We start from the raw sequence: 17,622 nt of genomic DNA on the forward strand, positions 1-17,622 counted from the left end.
TTATTAGTCAAACCAAATACTTTGTCATGCTGAGGAACGAAGCATCATCACAAACTTTGAAATCATCTTTAAAGCGGAAAACATGATAGAATTTCAACATGGGTATCATACTTATTACGTTTACATTCTAACCAATAAAGCAAAAACAGTTTTGTACACTGGCGTTACAAATAATTTAAAAATTAGACTACAGCAACACAAAGACTCCTTAAATCCGAATTCATTTACTGCTAAATATAACGTTCATCATTTATTATATTTCGAAAAATTCACATGGATACAAATAGCAATTACTAAAGAAAAAGAAATTAAGGGATGGAAGAAAGACAAGAAAATCATACTAATAAAAACAATTAATCCTGACCTGAATTTTCTTAATGACTTGTTTGAATAGTAGGAAGAGATGCTTCGTTCCTCAGCATGACAAATAACGTAGATAACTGTATTTACCGAAATGTAAGTTCAAAAGAATATTTTAAAAAATTAAAAAACATCATCACTTAATTTAAATTTTCCAGCGTGAAACTAACCAAAGACCAAATCCAATTAATAAATGAATCCTTAATTTCAAAGGATGTAATTTATGAAGATGTAAAATTAGAATTGATTGATCATATTGCTTCAGAGATTGAATTAGAACAAGAATCTACTTTTGAAGAAGCCTTTGCAAAGAGTTTAAAAAAGTGGAAATCAATGTTGAAACAAACAAAAAGTGTTGGATGGGGAATTGTTGGGCCAAAAATAATTGTTGACAGATATGTTGCTGCGGCATCAAAAATTTTTAAATCGAGTTTATTTTCAACTCTTTTTTTTAGCATTTTGATGACAACGATCACAATAATGTATCCACAAGAATACGTTTATACTATTTTGAAATCCTTTTTAACGTCAGTATATATTTTAACGTGTACGGCAATACTAACTATTATGTTTTTTGTTTGGAAATTAAAATCAAAAACGGTTTATGGATTCTTTTTTCTAAAAAGTTCCTGTTTGCTACCTAATAATTTTTATATGATCTACACCCTTTTAAATGGAAATTATCGTCACTATCAGAGAGGCAGTTTGCTTAGCAATTTTATGGAGTGGTCTATTACTAGTTTTTTCTTTTTTATAAGTGTCTATTTAATTGCGCTTGCAGCAGAGCATTTTAGAATAATAAAAAAATACAAACTAATTTAAAACATGAACTTAACCAACCAACAAATAACCCAAATAGAAGAAACTTTAGTTTTGAACGGTCTTGATTATGACGATATAAAACTGGAAGTTACCGATCATATTGCCTCAGAAATAGAAGTTATGATGGAGGAAAATTCGCTTTCATTTGATCAAAATTTAAAAACTATTTTTGAAAAATGGAAGCCAGAATTACAGCCGGCATCAAGCAGAATATGGCTTGGATCGAGGATTTATGTACCCAAAATAATTTTAAATAAATTAATAATAGAGTCTAAAAAAGAACTTTTTCAAGGTATTCTGGTTTTAGTTATTTTGGCTTTTTTACTGGTTATGACAAGTAATTTTTTTAAAGACATAATTTTTACAAATTACATCGTTAGTTTTTTACGAACAGTATCAGTAATTGGAACTTTTATTCTTGTTTTAGGCAAGGCTTTTATATTGAAAGCAAAAACAAACACTACTTATTCTTTATTATTTAAAAGAAATTTTTATTTAATGTTATTTTATGGAATTAGTATCGGAATTGGAATTTATCAAATTCTTCCTTCTGGTAAAAGTGATAATATAAAAGTATTTTCATTGATTTTTACTTTATCATATCTAATTATAATTTTTAATATGTTTCGCTCTTTGTATAAACATTTTCAATTCGAGAAAAAACTATCAATTTCTAATTCATGAAACTAACCATTTCACAAATAGACCAACTTTTCATTTTTACTCAACAACATTATGTGGAATATTATGATTTGCAATCAGAACTAGTCGATCATTTGGCCAATGCTATTGAAACCCAATGGCAGGAAAATCCCAATCGTTCTTTTGAAGAAGCTTTACATATTGAGTTCAAGAAGTTTGGCGTTTTTGGTTTTATGGATGTTGTGGAAAAAAGACAAGTAGCACTTGGAAAAAAATACAACGGTTTGGTTTGGCAACATTTTAAAGATTTTTTTGGTATCCCAAAGATTGTCTTAACTATTGCAATGACTTTATTGCTTTTTACTTTCATAAAATTAAGTTTATATAAAGTATGTATTCTAGTTGGTTTTTATATCCTCTTATTAGGCTTTACATTTTATGAAATGTTTAAAAACCGAAAAACAAGAAAGGAAAAAAAGAAATTAAATGAGAAAAAGTGGCTGTTCGAAGAAATTATCAATCAATATGGCACTTTTTCTGCAACAATAATACTACCTCTTAATTTGTTGTTTCAATTAATCAATCTTGGTGATAACTTTTTAACGAACGACTATTGGATATTAGGAATTAGTTTTCTTTTTGTATTATTTAGTTTGGTACTTTTTATCGTATTCAAAATTATTCCTGCCAAGGCGTCTTTTTATTTACAACAAACCTATCCTGAATATAAATTAGAAAAACTGTAACGTTTTCTTACTTTATCTTACCTACTAAAAAAACTAAACAACCAAAATATGATTCAAAAATTCCTTTATCTCGAATGGAAAGCATTTTTTAGATCGGCTTCCTTCGCTACCAACTTAGCTTTGAAAATCCTCATTGGTTTTCTTGCCGCCTATTTTATTATAGTCTTTTTAGCATTAGGAATTGGTGTTTTCTATTTCTTAAAGAAAATGAACATGGACCCAATCACAACAGTGAATAAATTCATGATTTATTACGTAGTAATGGATTTACTCGTTCGAATATTGTTGCAGAAAATTCCAGTAATGAACATTCGTCCCATGCTAATTTTTCCTATAAAAAAAGCTACGATTGTTCATTTCTCAATAGGAAAAACAATTTTATCTTTCTTTAACTTAGTTCATGTATTTTTCTTACTTCCATTCAGTATTGTTTTAATGATCGAAGGATATGATGTTGTGCATGTACTATTATGGTTTACTGGTATTTATTCTTTATTGTACATCAACAACTTTATTAATATTATACTAAGCAATAAAGATAATTTATTTGGAATTTTCTTGGTAATTACAACTGTATTAGCGGGTTTACAGTATTATGGATTATTTAATATTACGGATTATACAGCGCCTCTATTTGATGCTATTTTCAACAATTATTGGGCTTTTGCAATTCCAGTTATCGCTTTAATAGTTTTGTATTACTTCACATTTATCTATTTTAAAAATAACTTATATCTAGATGCAGGACTTACAAATAAGCATGATGTTGCTAAAACAGAAAATTTAACTTGGTTAAATCAATTTGGAACTATTGGTACCTTCTTGAAAAATGACATTAAATTAATAAAAAGGAACAAAAGATCGAAGACTACTGTCGGGTTAAGTGTTATGTTTCTTTTTTATGGACTTCTGTTTTTCTCTACAACTTCTTTTTACGGACCAGTAATGCATATTTTCGGGGCAATCTTTGTTTCAGGAGGATTTCTAATCACTTTTGGACAATTTGTACCCAGTTGGGATAGTGCCTATTACCAATTAATGATGACACAAAACATTCCGTATAAAGAATATTTGAGTTCTAAATGGTGGTTGATGGTTATTGCTACTATACTAACCACTATTGTTGCGTCATTTTATCTTTACTTTGGTTGGGAAACGTATTTAGTGATTATCGTAGGCGCTGTTTACAATATTGGCGTTAATTCACATTTAGTTTTATTAGGTGGAGCTTATACTAAAACGCCAATTGATTTGAGTTCTGGAAAAGGAGCTTTTGGAGATAAAAAAGCGTTTAATATTAAAACCATGCTAATCTCCGTTCCACAATTAGGTTTGCCTGTTTTACTCTATTGGTTAGGTTTAAAATATGCCAATCCTAACGTAGCATTAGCTTTAGTGGCTAGCGCAGGAGTAATTGGTTTTGCTCTTAAAAATAAAGCTTTTTCTTTGATTGAAAGAGTCTATAAATCAGAGAAATATGCAACAATAGCCGCTTACAAACAAAAAGGATAACGGTACTATTCATCAAACTATTCATCAAATTAATTTTTTATAAAATGATACAAGTAAACAATCTTTCAAAAACATATAACGGAACAACCGTACTTAAAATAGATTCTTTAGAAATTAAAAAAGGCGAAAGCTTTGGTCTTGTGGGAAATAATGGAGCAGGAAAAACTACTTTTTTTAGCCTTTTATTGGATTTGATTCAGCCTTCTACAGGAAATATCATTAATAATGGTGTTGAGGTAAATACTAGTGAAGCTTGGAAACCGTTTACGGCTTCTTTTCTAGACGAGAGTTTCTTAATAGGATATTTAACTCCAGAGGAATATTTTTATTTCATTGGTGATTTACGCGGACAAAACAAAGCGGATGTTGATGCTTTACTAGCAAAACATGAGGAATTTTTTAATGGAGAAATTCTTAAAAACAAAAAATATTTACGTGACTTGTCAAAAGGGAATCAGAAGAAAGTAGGAATCATTGCTACATTAATTGGAAATCCAGAGGTAATTATTCTTGATGAGCCTTTTGCTAATTTAGATCCAACAACGCAATTTCGATTAAAAAAAATCATCAAAGATCTCGCTGATAATCCTAATGTGACGGTATTAGTTTCCAGCCACGACTTACTGCATACTGTTGAGGTTAGTAATAGAATCGTTGCGATGCACAAAGGGGAAGTAGTCAAAGATATTCAAACTTCTGAGGAAACATTGAAGGAGCTTGAACTGTTCTTTGCTGTATAATAAAAAATTAGAGAACCGCTACTTTATAGATTTCAAATGCTTAATAAGCAACAGTAATTTATAAAGTAGCGGTTTTTACTTTTAATGAAACCACTCATTTATAGCGCTATAATTACCACGATATCAAAAAGAAATGTATTTTTACCAGTCATTATACTAAATTCTATATTTAATAGTTAATTGATAAAAACGTTTTCCATTGAAAATCAATATATTTAAATCTTCATTTTTCTTACTGTTATTTGCTTTTTTAGTAGCCTGTTCTACTAAAAAAGACACTTTTATGTCTAGAAATTCGCACGCACTCAGCACTAAATATAACATTTTGTATAATGGAGGTGTTGGTTATGATAAAGGAGTAAAGACAATAAAGTCTAATAATGAAGATGATTTTTGGCAGTTGCTTCCGATTGAAAAAATGCTTATCAAAGACGAAATCAACACCAGCAAAAAGTCAAGCAATCCCGATTTTGAATTGGCCGAAACCAAAGCGACCAAAGCCATTCAGAAACATTCAATGAATATTGAAGGAAGAGAGAAAAACACCCAAATTGATGAAGCTTATCTGATGCTCGGAAAAGCGAGGTATTACGATCAACGTTTTATTCCTGCGCTTGATGCTTTTAATTACATATTGTATAAATATCCCAATAGCAGCAATATTTACGAAGCAAAAATATGGCGCGAAAAAACTAATATGCGTTTAGGAAACGATGCTTTAGTAATAAAAAATATTAGCAAGTTAATCGAGGATTACAAAATGAGTCATCAGGTTTTTGCTGATGCAAATGCACTATTAACAGCTTCATTTTTAAATTTAGAAGAAAAGGATAGCGCTATTGCAAAAATAAAATTAGCTATCGATTTTACCAAAATTAATCAAGAGAAAGCGCGTTATCGTTTTATTTTGGGACAATTATACCAACAGTTGGGATATAAAGATAGTGCGGTTGCTATGTATCAGTCTGTCATAAAAATGAATAGGAGGGCAGATCGGAAATTTGTGATCCATGCACAGGCAAAAAAAGCAGATCTATTTGATTACAATAACGGAGATTTTGTTGTTTTTCAAAAAACATTTGATAAACTTATAAAAGACAGAGAAAACCGTCCTTACAAAGACCTTATTTATTACCATTATGGACTTTTCTTTGATAAACAAAATAAGCAAAAAGAAGCCTTACATTTATATAATGCCTCTTTACGGTCAAACTCTAAAGACACTTACTTAGTAGCTTCAAATTACAGAAATATAGGAAATATGTATTTTAGAGAGGCACTATATACTCAAGCTGCAAAGTACTACGATAGTACCTTAGTAAAACTGGATACAAAGTCAAGAGAGTTTTTAAAAATTAAAAAAATCAGAGGAGATCTTAATGACGTAATTTTATACGAAGCGATAGCTCAAAGAAACGATAGTATATTAAATGTAGTTGCTTTAAATCCCGCTGATAAAATAGCTTATTATGAAAATTATATTACGCAACTAAAACAAAAAGACAATCAAAAACGTATTTTAGAAGAGAAAAATCAAACGATTCAAGATAATATTAAACGAAATAATACAACTGGCGCTAATGATATTGTTTCACAACAAAATCCTTCAATAGGCAAGACAAAATCTATAATGATGCCGCCATCAATGCCAGGAAATCCTAACGCTACGGTAACAAGTGCTTTTTATTTTTATAATCCAACTACGGTTGCTTTTGGTAAATTAGAATTTAAAAAAATATGGGGTGATCGAGCTGCAGAGGGAAATTGGAGAATTTCATCTGTTAGTACTACCAATATAAATGCTGATTCCTCAGAAGATGGGAATAAAAATCTTGCAGAAAAGCCATCTGAAGTTGCTAAAATAGTGCCTGAATATACGGCAGAGTTTTATTTGAAAAAACTGCCACAAAAAGATTCAGCAATTGATAGTATTCAAAAAGAACGTAATTTTGCTAATTACCAACTCGGAATTATATATAAAGAAAAATTCAAAGAAAATCAGTTGGCTATTGCAAAATTAGAGCATTTATTAAACAATAATCCAGAACCCAAATTAGTACTTCCTGCCTTGTATAATTTATATAAATTATATGAAATTACAGATAGTAGTAAAGCAGTTGCTTTAAAACAAAAAATAACGGCCGAATATCCTGAATCGCGTTATACTCAAATTTTGAATAATAATGATTTAAATGTTTCTCACGAAAATTTATCTCCAGAAGGCATTTATACTAAATGGTACAAGCTTTATGAGCAACAGCAATATGTATTAGTTTTAGAAAACATAGATCAATTGATTACCCAATTTTCTGGAGAAACGATTGTTTCTAAATTTGAATTGCTCAAAGCCAATACGATTGCCAAACTGCGAGGAGTAACTGCCTACAAAGAAGCATTGCAATTTATAGCGGACAATTATCCAAATACAGAAGAAGGTAAAAATGCACAAGTTATAATTACGGAGCAGATTCCGCTTATTGACAAAATGGAATTGGTTGAACAAAACTCTAAAAGTTGGAAGATTTTGTTTAAAGTAGGTTCACGTGACGATGCAAACACAAAAGAAATTGAAGATAAAATTAAAATTTTTAACACAGAAGAAAACTACCAACAATTGCGTTATTCTTATGATGTTTATACAGAAAAAGAAAATTTTATTACCATTCATGGTATCACATCAAAAGCTTATGCAGAAGATATTTTATATGTTTTGCGTGAAAAACCTAAGTTTAAAATTGCAAACCCAGCAATCATAATTTCTGGAGAAAATTACAAAGTAATTCAAATCAAGAAAAATCTAGAAACCTATTTAGCACTCGAAAAGAAATAATTATGTTTGATAAAAAAAAGAAGCCCTACACTGATTTACTTGGTAAAACCAACAGAATAGTTGGTGGTACAACAATAAAAGGCGATATTATTTCAGAAGCCGATTTTAGATTAGATGGAAATTTGATTGGGAATTTTCAATCTACAGCTAAACTAGTTATTGGCGCTTCAGGAAGTGTATCGGGCGATATCATTTGCAATAACGCGGATATTGAAGGTAAATTTAATGGAAGTATCAAAGTAGCCGAGGTTTTAAATGTTAAAGCTACAGCAAGTATTCAAGGAGAAGTTAGCGTGGGTAAGTTATCTGTAGAACCAGGTGCTGATTTTAGCGCTTCTTGTGTTATGAACACAACTGTTGTGAAAAATCAAATCGCTACCAATGAGCAAAAATAACAATCTTAAACAAACCAATAAATGGTTGGTGATGATGAACATTCCTTTTCAGATGGGCGTAATTATTTTTTGTTTTACCTATCTCGGAATGTGGCTGGATGAGAAATATACCAATTCCTCCGTTTTTACAATTATACTATCACTTTTAGCTGTTTTCATTGCATTGTATAATGTAATTAGGCAAGTTAAAAATTTAAATAAAGAAGAATAATGCAACAATTTTATAAATTTTTAAAGATAATAATTCCGTTTTCTATTGTATTATTTTTCGTACAATACTATCTAATAGAGACTTTTTTTAAAAATATTTCTTTTTATTATTCGACTTGGAGTATTTATCTTTTTCATCTTGTAGTTACGCTATTAAGCTATAGTTTCTTACTCTTTGTTAATAAAACATTTGCTGATAAAACGGGATTTGCCTTTATGGGATTTAGCTTAATTAAAATGATGGCTTCTATCGTTTTTCTAATTCCTTTGCTTCAATCAGACCTTAAGAGCCAAATTCCTGATGTTAGTGCATTTTTTATTCCCTATTTTCTGTTCTTATTCTTCGAAACTTTTTTTGCTGTTCGTTTAATAAGTAAACAATAAATGTTTTTTTTATGAAAATCATAATTAATTACAATATGACTGCTAAAAACAAAATGATATATTTTCAGTTGTAAATAAATTATGTACCTTTGCAAAAAATTTTGAAACGTAAAATTAGACACACAATTTAATAATGGTATTTTCAAATAAACCTGTTCAGTTCTTATTAGTTGCCTTAGTAGCCAGTATTCCTTATTTCGGATTTGCAAATCCTGCGGTTGATAGTCTTTCTATTGCTAATGTAGCAGTAACAGAGCATCATGCAGAAGCGACTCCTGAAAAGAAGCCATTCGACGCTACAGAATTAATTAATACACACATTGGGGATTCTCATGAATTTCATATTGCAGACTGGGGCGGACATCCCATTTCTTTTTATTTGCCTGTAATTTTATGGACCAACACTGGTTTAGAAATTTTCTCTTCTGAGAGATTTCATCATGACAATGAAGCGAAACATATTATTGATGTAAATGGTCAAAAATTAGTTCGTTCAAATGAAGTGATTTATTACGCTGATAAATTTGAAAAACTAACTGTAGAGGAAAGAAAAAATGGTGCATTTGAATTTGATGCAAGACCATTAAACTTTTCGATTACTAAGAATGTTTTTTCAATGTTCATCTCTGCTATAATAATGTTTTTATTATTTTTAGCGGTAGCGAGATCATACAAGAAAAATCAATTAGCACCAAAAGGGATCGCTGGTTTTCTAGAACCATTAGTAACATTTGTTAGAGATGATATTGCTAGACCAAATATTGGAGAGAAAAAATATGAAAAATACATGCCGTATTTATTAACTATCTTTTTCTTTATTTGGATTAACAACCTTATTGGTTTGATTCCGTTTTTCCCATTTAGCTCGAACTTAACTGGAAATATATATTTTACTTTTGTAATGGCGTTGATTACATTCATCATTACAACATTAAGTGGAAATAAAGATTATTGGGGACATATTTTTAATACACCTGGAGTTCCGTTTTGGTTAGCGCCAATTATGATTCCTGTTGAATTAATAGGAATGTTGACTAAACCTTTTGCCTTGATGATTCGTTTATTTGCTAACATTACAGCAGGACACATCATTATTTTAAGTTTAGTTTCGTTAATATTTATATTTGAAACGGTAGTGGTTTCTCCTATTTCTGGAGCGTTTGTTTTATTTATGAGTGTATTAGAAATGTTGGTAGCTGCCTTACAAGCGTATGTGTTTACGTTGTTATCAGCATTGTTTATTGGTCAGGCCGTTGCAGAGCACGATCATCATTAATTTGAGTTTTAATAATTATTAACTATATAAATTTATCATTATGGTATTAGCTGGAATCGGAGCTGGATTAGCAGTAATTGGAGCAGGTCTTGGAATTGGAAAAATTGGTGGATCTGCTATGGATGCAATTGCTCGTCAGCCAGAAGCTGCTGGAAAAATCCAGACTGCTATGATTATCGCTGCTGCACTTATTGAAGGTGTTGCACTTTTCGCAGTAGTTGTTGCTTTAATCGCAAAAGCATAATTAAAAATTAAAATTTCCTGTAGCGGTTGGCTGCAGGAAGTTTTTCTTTCTAAAACAAAAAAACTATTTTAAATATATACCTATGAATTTAACAGCACCGGAGAGTTTAATTTTTTGGACAACGATAATTTTCTTTGTTTTCTTTCTACTTTTGAGAAAATTTGCTTGGAAACCAATTTTGGGAGCCGTAAAAGGTCGTGAGGAATCTATAAACAATGCTTTGGCTTCAGCCGAATCAGCACGTAGAGAAATGCAGAATTTAACTGCAGACAATGAACGCATTTTACAAGAAGCTAGAATGGAGCGTGACAACATGCTTAAAGAAGCGCGTGAAATGAAAGAGAAGATGGTTGCTGATTCTAAAAAAGAAGCACAAATTCAAGGAGAAAGAATGATTTCTCAAGCAAAAATTGCTATTGAAGCAGAGAAAAATGCAGCTATGGCTGAATTGAAAACGCAAGTTTCTACTTTGTCATTGAGTATCGCAGAAAAATTATTGAAAGACGAATTATCTAATAAAGAAGCTCAAGCTAAATTGATTGAGAATATGTTAGGTGACGTAAAATTAAACTAAAATTATGTCAGGAACTAGAGCAGCAATTCGTTATGCAAAAGCATTCTTAGATTTAGCTATTTCTGCAGGAAATGAGCAAGAAGTCTATAAAGACATGGCTTTGATTTCTTCAACAATAAATGGAAATGAGGAACTGAATAGTTTTATTCAAAACCCTACTATTGCTGTTGGTGTTAAAGAAAGTGCTTTGACTGAAGTTTTCGCAAGTACAACTAAATTGACTAAAAGTCTTTTCCATTTGTTATTCGAAAACAAAAGATTTGAAATTTTAGAAGATATTGTTTCGCAATACGTTCTTTTATCAGATGAAATGAATGGCTTTGAAGTAGTAAAAGTAACTACTGCAATTGCACTGGATTCTGCATTAGAAGCGAAAGTTTCTGAAAAAATAAAAGAATTTTCAAATAAGAAAATTACAATAGTAAATACGATAGATCCTGCTATTATTGGAGGATTTATTTTAAGAATTGGTGACAAGGAGTATAATGCTTCTATTGCTAATAGATTACAAGTATTAAAAAGAGAGTTAAGTAACTAGTTTTATTGCACTTTAAAGTGTCTAAATTATAAATTAAGATGGCGGAAATTAAACCTGCTGAAATATCAGCAATATTAAGAAAGCAAGTAGAAGGTTTTGAATCTGGCGCTACGCTAGAGGAAGTAGGAACAGTACTTCAAGTTGGAGATGGTATTGCTCGTATTTACGGGCTTTCAAATGTTCAATACGGTGAGTTAGTAGAATTCGAAAATGGTCTTGAGGCTATTGTTTTGAATCTTGAAGAAGACAATGTTGGTGTGGTACTTTTAGGACCATCTACAGGAATCAAAGAAGGATCGACTGCAAAAAGAACACAACGTATTGCTTCTCTTAAAGTAGGAGAACAAATGGTAGGACGTGTAGTAAACACACTTGGTTTTCCTATTGATGGAAAAGGACCAATTGGTGGAGACTTATACGAAATGCCATTAGAAAGAAAAGCTCCTGGAGTTATCTTCCGTCAACCAGTTACTGAGCCATTACAAACAGGTATCAAAGCAGTAGATGCTATGATTCCAGTAGGTAGAGGTCAACGTGAGCTAGTTATTGGTGACCGTCAAACAGGTAAATCAACTGTTTGTATCGATACCATCTTAAATCAAAAAGAATTTTACGATGCTGGTAAACCAGTATTTTGTATATATGTTGCAATTGGGCAAAAAGCGTCAACTGTAGCAGGAATTGCAAAAATGTTAGAAGAAAAAGGAGCAATGGCGTATACCATTATTGTTGCTGCTAATGCTTCTGATCCAGCTCCAATGCAAGTTTATGCTCCTATGGCAGGTGCTGCAATTGGTGAGTATTTTAGAGATTCAGGTCGTCCAGCTTTAATTGTTTATGATGATTTATCTAAACAAGCTGTTGCTTACCGTGAGGTTTCTCTTTTGTTAAGAAGACCACCGGGACGTGAGGCATATCCTGGAGACGTTTTTTACTTACACAGTCGTTTATTAGAGCGTGCTTGTAAAGTAATTGCTGATGACGGAATTGCTAAAAATATGAATGACTTACCAGATTCATTGAAATCAATTGTAAAAGGTGGTGGTTCATTGACTGCATTACCAATTATTGAAACTCAAGCTGGTGACGTATCTGCATATATTCCAACAAACGTAATTTCGATTACGGATGGTCAAATTTTCTTGGATGGAGATTTGTTTAATTCAGGAGTTCGTCCAGCAATTAACGTAGGTATTTCTGTATCTCGTGTTGGAGGAAATGCTCAAATTAAATCAATGAAAAAAGTAGCAGGTACATTAAAACTAGATCAAGCACAATTCCGTGAATTGGAAGCGTTTGCTAAGTTTGGTTCTGATCTTGATGCGGTTACATTGAACGTAATTGAAAAAGGAAAAAGAAACGTTGAAATCTTAAAACAAGGTTTAAACGATCCTTATACTGTTGAAGATCAAGTTGCAATTATCTATGCTGGTTCAAAAAACTTGTTGAAAAATGTTCCTGTGAATAAAGTAAGAGAATTTGAGAAAGATTTCTTAGAATTCTTAAACAACAAACACAGAGCAACTCTTGACGCTTTGAAAGCAGGAAAATTGACAGACGAAATTACAGATGTAATCGAATCTGTTGCAAAAGAATTATCAGCAAAATATAACTAATAAGAGAATTAGAGAATTAGATAATTAGAAAATGTCTCAAAACGTTTTTTAATTATCTAATTTTCAAATTGTCACATTTTCTAATTAACAAATGGCAAATTTAAAGGAAATCCGTAATAGAATTACTTCCGTTTCATCTACGATGCAAATTACATCTGCGATGAAAATGGTTTCTGCAGCAAAGCTAAAGAAAGCACAAGATGCAATCACAGCGATGCGCCCTTATGCCGAAAAATTAACGGAGTTGTTGCAAAATCTTTCTGCTACTCTTGAAGGTGATGCTGGTGAAGAATATACGACACAGCGTGAAATCAAGAAAGTATTACTAGTTGTTGTTACTTCTAATAGAGGTTTAGCAGGAGCTTTTAATACCAATGCAATTAAGGAAGCTAAAAGTCGTGCATTATATTATGCAGGAAAACAAGTGGATATCTTTGCTATAGGAAAAAAAGGAAATGATGTTTTAGGTAAAACGCTTAATGTTGTTGCGAATGAAAGTCCAGTTTTTGATGCATTAACTTTTGATAATGTCGCTAAAATTGCTGATACTTTAACAGAGAAATTCGTTTCTGGTGAGTATGATAAAATTGAATTGATTTACAATCAATTTAAAAATGCAGCTACACAAATCGTTCAAACAGAACAATTTTTACCTTTAGCACCAATTAAATCTGATTTAAACGTTACTCCTGGTGATTATATCTTTGAACCTTCAAAAGAAGAAATTGTTTTGACATTGATTCCAAAATCATTGAAAACACAATTATATAAAGGAATACGCGATTCATTTGCTTCAGAACATGGTGCTCGTATGACCGCAATGCACAAAGCAACTGATAATGCAACCGAGTTAAGAGATCAATTAAAATTAACTTATAACAAAGCACGTCAAGCAGCAATTACGAACGAGATTTTAGAAATCGTTGGTGGTGCAGAAGCGTTGAAAGGATAAGGAAGTTTATATTATAAAAAAAGGCGATTGAATTTAGTTTCAATTGCCTTTTTTAGTTTTCTTCAACTTTTGTTTTTTGGACATTATAACAACGCTTTTATGTGTAATAGAATAACAAATATTGAATACATATTTCTTTAAAACTGATTCTTATTAGATAATTTTTTTCTATAATTTACTTCAGTTTAGCTTTTCTAGCTATCAGCTTTCTAATCAGAACTTGGATTCCAATTGTTATTAAAAGAGTGATTAAGAATATAATTCCCAAAATAATAATTGCTACTTGAGGCATTCCACATTTTACATTTTGATTTTCTATTGCAATCCTATTTACAGTTAGAAATATTAAACCAATTTGACTAAACATAGTGATGATGCAAATTAAATCAAAGTTCCATTTAAGGACTTTTATAATAGCCATCGAGCCTACTATAATTTGTAATAATAGGGGAATAATTAAGATTAAAAAAGCAATAAAATACATATTCATCTACCTATTATTTTGAGTGATTGAGTATTTTCTATTGATAACAATGTAATTATAGGATTTAAATAGAAGTAAAAGCGAGCTAAGTATTTTTGATCTGCTGATGATTAATAATAAATCTGTATTTATTCCTCAGTATAAAACTTTTTTTAAGTATTTAAAAGCAACTCTATTTTCCTATTTCAATTAATTTAAATATTTTTTATTGTTCAAAAGCATATTCGTTTAACATAGAAGCTACTAACTATTGGTCTTGTAAAAAGTTCTTTTTAAGATTTAAAAAAAGTATAAAAAACAAAAAAGAGCCTATTGGCTCTTTTTTTTGCTTTGTTTAAGGAACAAGTAGCTTTATAGTCCTGTAGCTCTGTGTTGTAAGGCATTCTTAGCTTTTACCTGTGGCTTTGTTTGTTAGGGTCAAATAGCTTTATACTCCCGATGCTCTGTTTTTAATGGGTTATACTTAGCTTTACCCGTGCTTTGTTTTTAAGGGACAATTAGCTTTATTTACCCATGCTCCTTTTTTGTAGGTGAAAATAGCTTTACCCTGCTTTGTTTTTTTGAGGGTCAATTAGCTTTATTACCCGATGCTCCTTTTTTGTGGGTGAAATTTAGCTTTACCCTGCTTTGTTTTTTTTACGAGGTTCAATAGCTTTATACACCTCTTTTTTTTGATTTTCTCTTCGACAAATTTCAATTAATTAAAACATATCTGCAATACCCACTTTTAGTGATATTTCATTTTTTTTTCACTTTTAATGATAAAAAATGCTTTATCTACTTTTTTTAAAGTCATAAAGGCTTTAAGCTAGTTATACTGCATTAATTTGACCATTTAAAAAGAATGCTAATAATACATTTTATACATCATAACTCTCGATCGGCTAAAAATATTAGATAAATGAAACAATATCACTTCTTACCATTTGAATCTTAATAAATAGGATACTTGAACTTTTTCTTTCTAATTTTTAAAAGTGATTTTATTCTCTAGCAGCTATTTCGCGTTTAAAATCTGAGGGTCTGTAATTGGTCATTTGATAAAACGTATTGCTAAAAGAAGATAAACTATCATATCCTACCGCATATCCAATTTCACTAATTGATATATCACTTTGCAACATCAGTTCTATCGACCTTACCATTCGTAATAATTTTAAATATTGTAGGAAGGAGGTTTTTAAAGTAATTTGAAATAATCTAGACAAGGATCGTTCACCTATTCCAAAATGAGTACTCAAACTGGCCAAGGTATGATTAGCCGTTATGTTATTTGCAATAAATTCTAAAATGGGTTGCATGCGTTCGTGGTCAGTAAAAGGTAAACTTATAGGTAGTTTCTTGTTGCTGATTTCGGGGAGGATATTTTTGATTACCGATAAGAATTGATACCTGCTATCATCGGATTTTATTGGACCATCCCAAAGCTCCGTGTATTTGATCATTTGTAGCAAAAGAGCATTGATTGGATATATTCCTACTTCAGAAAAAAATAAATTTTTATTATCATCATAGGTATAAAAAAAAATGGAACGCAAAATAGTCCCTGAATGTCCAATTTTTAAAATATGTTCTAATCCAGATGGAACCCAAAAATAATGTCGAGCTGGAATAACATAATTTTTATCGTTTAATTGTAAATAGGCTAATCCTCCTTCAACATAGGAAAGTTGCCCTTTTGCATGACTGTGATAAGGTATAAATTTTTCAGAGCGTTCGTGCATTACAAAGACAGAATCAGCTATTTTATCAATGTTTGGTAGAGAGGCTATCAGACTCATGAAATAAAGGTTTTAGAAACTAACTAATCCTAAACAATGGTATGGAGTTAGGGTTCGCTATTTTATTTTTCAAAGTTACCGATTTCCTGTTTTAAAATGTCTGGTTTCATCAAATTTTAGACTATTTTTTACAAATCGATCCTAGCATCTCGACTTTATATTTGTATCCACAAATTATAAAAAAATGATCCGCTTTACTTTTCGAAATCTGTTAAAAATTTTACTCATTACCTTCTCTAGTTTTATTTACTCACAAAACAATACAAACTCAAAAATCCCTTTAAACCTTAATGAGACTTGGTCTAAAGCGATTGAAAACAGCAAAAAAATTCAACTTAGTACATTAGAATATCGCATCAATAAGGAAGAAGTTATTGAAAGTAAATTGGAGCGACTTCCGGAGGTAGAGATCAAAGGAAATTATGAATATGCTACAAATATTCCCGTTTATGAAGACGGTTTGTTTCATAAACCTACACAACACGAAGTCATTCATCTTTTGTACAAAGTGAGCACTGGGTATTATCTGAATGTTTATGATGGTAATAAGCTGAATTTAAAAATTGACAAAAAAGAAATACTAGCTTCGATTGCTTTAGAACAGCAAAAAATGACTACTTCTGAGATTAAGTTACAAGCGGCTATTTATTATCTCAATTTACAAAGAAGTACTGTTTTTAGAGATTTAATGATCACAGATATAGCAAATCAAGAAAAGCAACTTGCAGAAATTAAATCTTTATTTAAAAATGGGGTCATTTTAAGAAGTGATGTTTTACGAGTTGAACTGAAATTATCTAATCAGAAAATGATGCTTGTAAAAATTGAAAATGATATTGCAATTGCGAACCAGAGATTAAATATTTTAATAGGCCTTCCGGATGAAGAACTCATAAATCCTCATGAAATTTTAGAACCTGAAAGTTTTATTTTAGAACCCTACAATCAATATTTAGAAATAGCCAAACACAATTCTTACGAGTATAATATTTCTGAAAGTAAAACGGAACTCTCTAAAATAGAATTAAACAACAGCAAAGCCAATGTTCGACCTAAAATTGGTTTGTATGGCGAATTTTATCTCGCTAATCCTCAAATATTTTTATATCCGTATTCACCAAGCAATTATACTTTAGGGATTTTTGGAGTAAAAGCTTCTTTTCCTTTATCAGAATTGTACCTGAATAAGCCAAAGGTGAGAGCTGCAAAATTAAGTCTTGAAAAAGAAGAATTAGAACATCACGATACAGATGATAAAATAAGACAACAAGTCTATGAATCGTATTTGCGTTTTAAAGAAGGCCTTGTTAGAATTGATGTAGCCAAAACAGATGTAGATCAGTCTAAAGAAAATGCGCGAATTGTAAATGAAAACTATTTTAATCAGGCCTCGTTAATCACTGATCTTCTTGATGCTAACGTACAATTGTTACAAAGTCAATTTGATTACGCATCCTCTAAAATAAATGCTCAAATAAATTATTATCAACTTCAAAATATCTTAGGAACCCTTTAA

The 17,622-nt window shown here is 30.8% G+C and carries 19 protein-coding genes; 17 read left to right on the top strand and 2 right to left on the bottom strand.

Features of this window, described 5'->3' with window-relative positions; translation table 11 throughout:
* Positions 1-82 precede the first annotated feature (82 nt).
* From H2650_RS03155 to atpG, 16 genes are all read left to right on the top strand, one after another.
* Entirely contained in the window at positions 83-394 is a 312-nt protein-coding gene (locus H2650_RS03155; RefSeq protein WP_188049301.1) for a GIY-YIG nuclease family protein, read from the top strand.
* 125 nt (positions 395-519) lie between these two features.
* Positions 520-1,182, top strand: a complete 663-nt coding sequence (locus H2650_RS03160; RefSeq protein WP_188049302.1) for a hypothetical protein — start codon at positions 520-522, stop codon at positions 1,180-1,182.
* 3 nt (positions 1,183-1,185) lie between these two features.
* The gene (locus tag H2650_RS03165; RefSeq protein ID WP_188049303.1) at positions 1,186-1,866 is read left to right on the top strand and encodes a hypothetical protein; all 681 of its coding nucleotides are present in this window, start codon (positions 1,186-1,188) and stop codon (positions 1,864-1,866) included.
* A complete protein-coding gene (locus H2650_RS03170) occupies positions 1,863-2,570 on the top strand; it encodes a hypothetical protein (protein ID WP_188049304.1) in 708 nt (235 codons plus the stop codon). Before H2650_RS03165 ends, H2650_RS03170 begins: the two co-directional genes overlap by 4 nt.
* Positions 2,571-2,618: 48 nt before the next feature.
* Positions 2,619-4,082 (top strand): DUF5687 family protein, encoded by a 1,464-nt coding sequence (locus tag H2650_RS03175; RefSeq protein WP_188049305.1) that lies wholly within the window; start codon positions 2,619-2,621, stop codon positions 4,080-4,082.
* Between the two features lie 44 nt (positions 4,083-4,126).
* Positions 4,127-4,822 (top strand): ABC transporter ATP-binding protein, encoded by a 696-nt coding sequence (locus H2650_RS03180; RefSeq protein ID WP_188049306.1) that lies wholly within the window; start codon positions 4,127-4,129, stop codon positions 4,820-4,822.
* A 199-nt stretch (positions 4,823-5,021) separates the two neighbouring features.
* The gene (locus H2650_RS03185; RefSeq protein WP_188049307.1) at positions 5,022-7,652 is read left to right on the top strand and encodes a tetratricopeptide repeat protein; all 2,631 of its coding nucleotides are present in this window, start codon (positions 5,022-5,024) and stop codon (positions 7,650-7,652) included.
* A 2-nt stretch (positions 7,653-7,654) separates the two neighbouring features.
* Entirely contained in the window at positions 7,655-8,047 is a 393-nt protein-coding gene (locus H2650_RS03190; protein WP_188049308.1) for a polymer-forming cytoskeletal protein, read from the top strand.
* Entirely contained in the window at positions 8,034-8,258 is a 225-nt protein-coding gene (locus H2650_RS03195) for an AtpZ/AtpI family protein (protein WP_188049309.1), read from the top strand. The genes H2650_RS03190 and H2650_RS03195 overlap by 14 nt, the downstream gene beginning before the upstream one ends.
* A complete protein-coding gene (locus H2650_RS03200) occupies positions 8,258-8,641 on the top strand; it encodes a hypothetical protein (RefSeq protein ID WP_188049310.1) in 384 nt (127 codons plus the stop codon). Before H2650_RS03195 ends, H2650_RS03200 begins: the two co-directional genes overlap by 1 nt.
* A gap of 133 nt (positions 8,642-8,774) precedes the next feature.
* Complete coding sequence (gene atpB / locus H2650_RS03205; RefSeq protein ID WP_188049311.1) at positions 8,775-9,917, top strand: F0F1 ATP synthase subunit A; 1,143 nt, start codon at positions 8,775-8,777, stop codon at positions 9,915-9,917.
* A gap of 40 nt (positions 9,918-9,957) precedes the next feature.
* The gene (atpE, locus tag H2650_RS03210) at positions 9,958-10,161 is read left to right on the top strand and encodes an ATP synthase F0 subunit C (protein WP_086453039.1); all 204 of its coding nucleotides are present in this window, start codon (positions 9,958-9,960) and stop codon (positions 10,159-10,161) included.
* 82 nt (positions 10,162-10,243) lie between these two features.
* Entirely contained in the window at positions 10,244-10,735 is a 492-nt protein-coding gene (locus H2650_RS03215; protein WP_188049312.1) for a F0F1 ATP synthase subunit B, read from the top strand.
* A 4-nt stretch (positions 10,736-10,739) separates the two neighbouring features.
* Entirely contained in the window at positions 10,740-11,273 is a 534-nt protein-coding gene (gene atpH / locus H2650_RS03220) for an ATP synthase F1 subunit delta (protein ID WP_188049313.1), read from the top strand.
* A 38-nt stretch (positions 11,274-11,311) separates the two neighbouring features.
* The gene (atpA, locus tag H2650_RS03225) at positions 11,312-12,889 is read left to right on the top strand and encodes a F0F1 ATP synthase subunit alpha (protein WP_188049314.1); all 1,578 of its coding nucleotides are present in this window, start codon (positions 11,312-11,314) and stop codon (positions 12,887-12,889) included.
* Between the two features lie 91 nt (positions 12,890-12,980).
* Positions 12,981-13,841, top strand: coding sequence for an ATP synthase F1 subunit gamma (gene atpG, locus H2650_RS03230; protein WP_188049315.1), 861 nt, complete (start codon positions 12,981-12,983; stop codon positions 13,839-13,841).
* Positions 13,842-14,016: 175 nt separating this feature from the next.
* On the opposite strand, the gene H2650_RS03235 is transcribed toward atpG, so the two are convergent.
* Both H2650_RS03235 and H2650_RS03240 read right to left on the bottom strand, forming a co-directional pair.
* The gene (locus tag H2650_RS03235) at positions 14,017-14,331 is read right to left on the bottom strand and encodes a hypothetical protein (RefSeq protein ID WP_188049316.1); all 315 of its coding nucleotides are present in this window, start codon (positions 14,329-14,331) and stop codon (positions 14,017-14,019) included.
* 977 nt (positions 14,332-15,308) lie between these two features.
* Positions 15,309-16,106, bottom strand: a complete 798-nt coding sequence (locus H2650_RS03240) for an AraC family transcriptional regulator (RefSeq protein WP_188049317.1) — start codon at positions 16,104-16,106, stop codon at positions 15,309-15,311.
* A gap of 184 nt (positions 16,107-16,290) precedes the next feature.
* Between H2650_RS03240 and H2650_RS03245 the strand changes: the two genes are divergently transcribed.
* The gene (locus H2650_RS03245) at positions 16,291-17,622 is read left to right on the top strand and encodes a TolC family protein (protein ID WP_188049318.1); all 1,332 of its coding nucleotides are present in this window, start codon (positions 16,291-16,293) and stop codon (positions 17,620-17,622) included.

Source organism: Flavobacterium sp. GP15 (assembly GCF_014281985.1).
Lineage (GTDB): Bacteria > Bacteroidota > Bacteroidia > Flavobacteriales > Flavobacteriaceae > Flavobacterium > Flavobacterium pygoscelis.

What these genes read in the sequence shown, in the direction of transcription:
- H2650_RS03215 (WP_188049312.1), top strand. Translation starts at nt 10,244, where the DNA reads ATGAATTTAACAGCACCGGAGAGTTTAATTTTTTGGACAACGATAATT.
- H2650_RS03170 (WP_188049304.1), top strand. Translation starts at nt 1,863, where the DNA reads ATGAAACTAACCATTTCACAAATAGACCAACTTTTCATTTTTACTCAA.
- atpG (WP_188049315.1), top strand. Translation starts at nt 12,981, where the DNA reads ATGGCAAATTTAAAGGAAATCCGTAATAGAATTACTTCCGTTTCATCT.
- H2650_RS03165 (WP_188049303.1), top strand. Translation starts at nt 1,186, where the DNA reads ATGAACTTAACCAACCAACAAATAACCCAAATAGAAGAAACTTTAGTT.
- H2650_RS03235 (WP_188049316.1), bottom strand. Translation starts at nt 14,331, where the DNA reads ATGAATATGTATTTTATTGCTTTTTTAATCTTAATTATTCCCCTATTA.
- H2650_RS03195 (WP_188049309.1), top strand. Translation starts at nt 8,034, where the DNA reads ATGAGCAAAAATAACAATCTTAAACAAACCAATAAATGGTTGGTGATG.
- H2650_RS03240 (WP_188049317.1), bottom strand. Translation starts at nt 16,106, where the DNA reads ATGAGTCTGATAGCCTCTCTACCAAACATTGATAAAATAGCTGATTCT.
- H2650_RS03155 (WP_188049301.1), top strand. Translation starts at nt 83, where the DNA reads ATGATAGAATTTCAACATGGGTATCATACTTATTACGTTTACATTCTA.
- H2650_RS03175 (WP_188049305.1), top strand. Translation starts at nt 2,619, where the DNA reads ATGATTCAAAAATTCCTTTATCTCGAATGGAAAGCATTTTTTAGATCG.
- H2650_RS03245 (WP_188049318.1), top strand. Translation starts at nt 16,291, where the DNA reads ATGATCCGCTTTACTTTTCGAAATCTGTTAAAAATTTTACTCATTACC.
- atpH (WP_188049313.1), top strand. Translation starts at nt 10,740, where the DNA reads ATGTCAGGAACTAGAGCAGCAATTCGTTATGCAAAAGCATTCTTAGAT.
- H2650_RS03180 (WP_188049306.1), top strand. Translation starts at nt 4,127, where the DNA reads ATGATACAAGTAAACAATCTTTCAAAAACATATAACGGAACAACCGTA.
- H2650_RS03190 (WP_188049308.1), top strand. Translation starts at nt 7,655, where the DNA reads ATGTTTGATAAAAAAAAGAAGCCCTACACTGATTTACTTGGTAAAACC.
- atpB (WP_188049311.1), top strand. Translation starts at nt 8,775, where the DNA reads ATGGTATTTTCAAATAAACCTGTTCAGTTCTTATTAGTTGCCTTAGTA.
- atpE (WP_086453039.1), top strand. Translation starts at nt 9,958, where the DNA reads ATGGTATTAGCTGGAATCGGAGCTGGATTAGCAGTAATTGGAGCAGGT.
- H2650_RS03200 (WP_188049310.1), top strand. Translation starts at nt 8,258, where the DNA reads ATGCAACAATTTTATAAATTTTTAAAGATAATAATTCCGTTTTCTATT.
- atpA (WP_188049314.1), top strand. Translation starts at nt 11,312, where the DNA reads ATGGCGGAAATTAAACCTGCTGAAATATCAGCAATATTAAGAAAGCAA.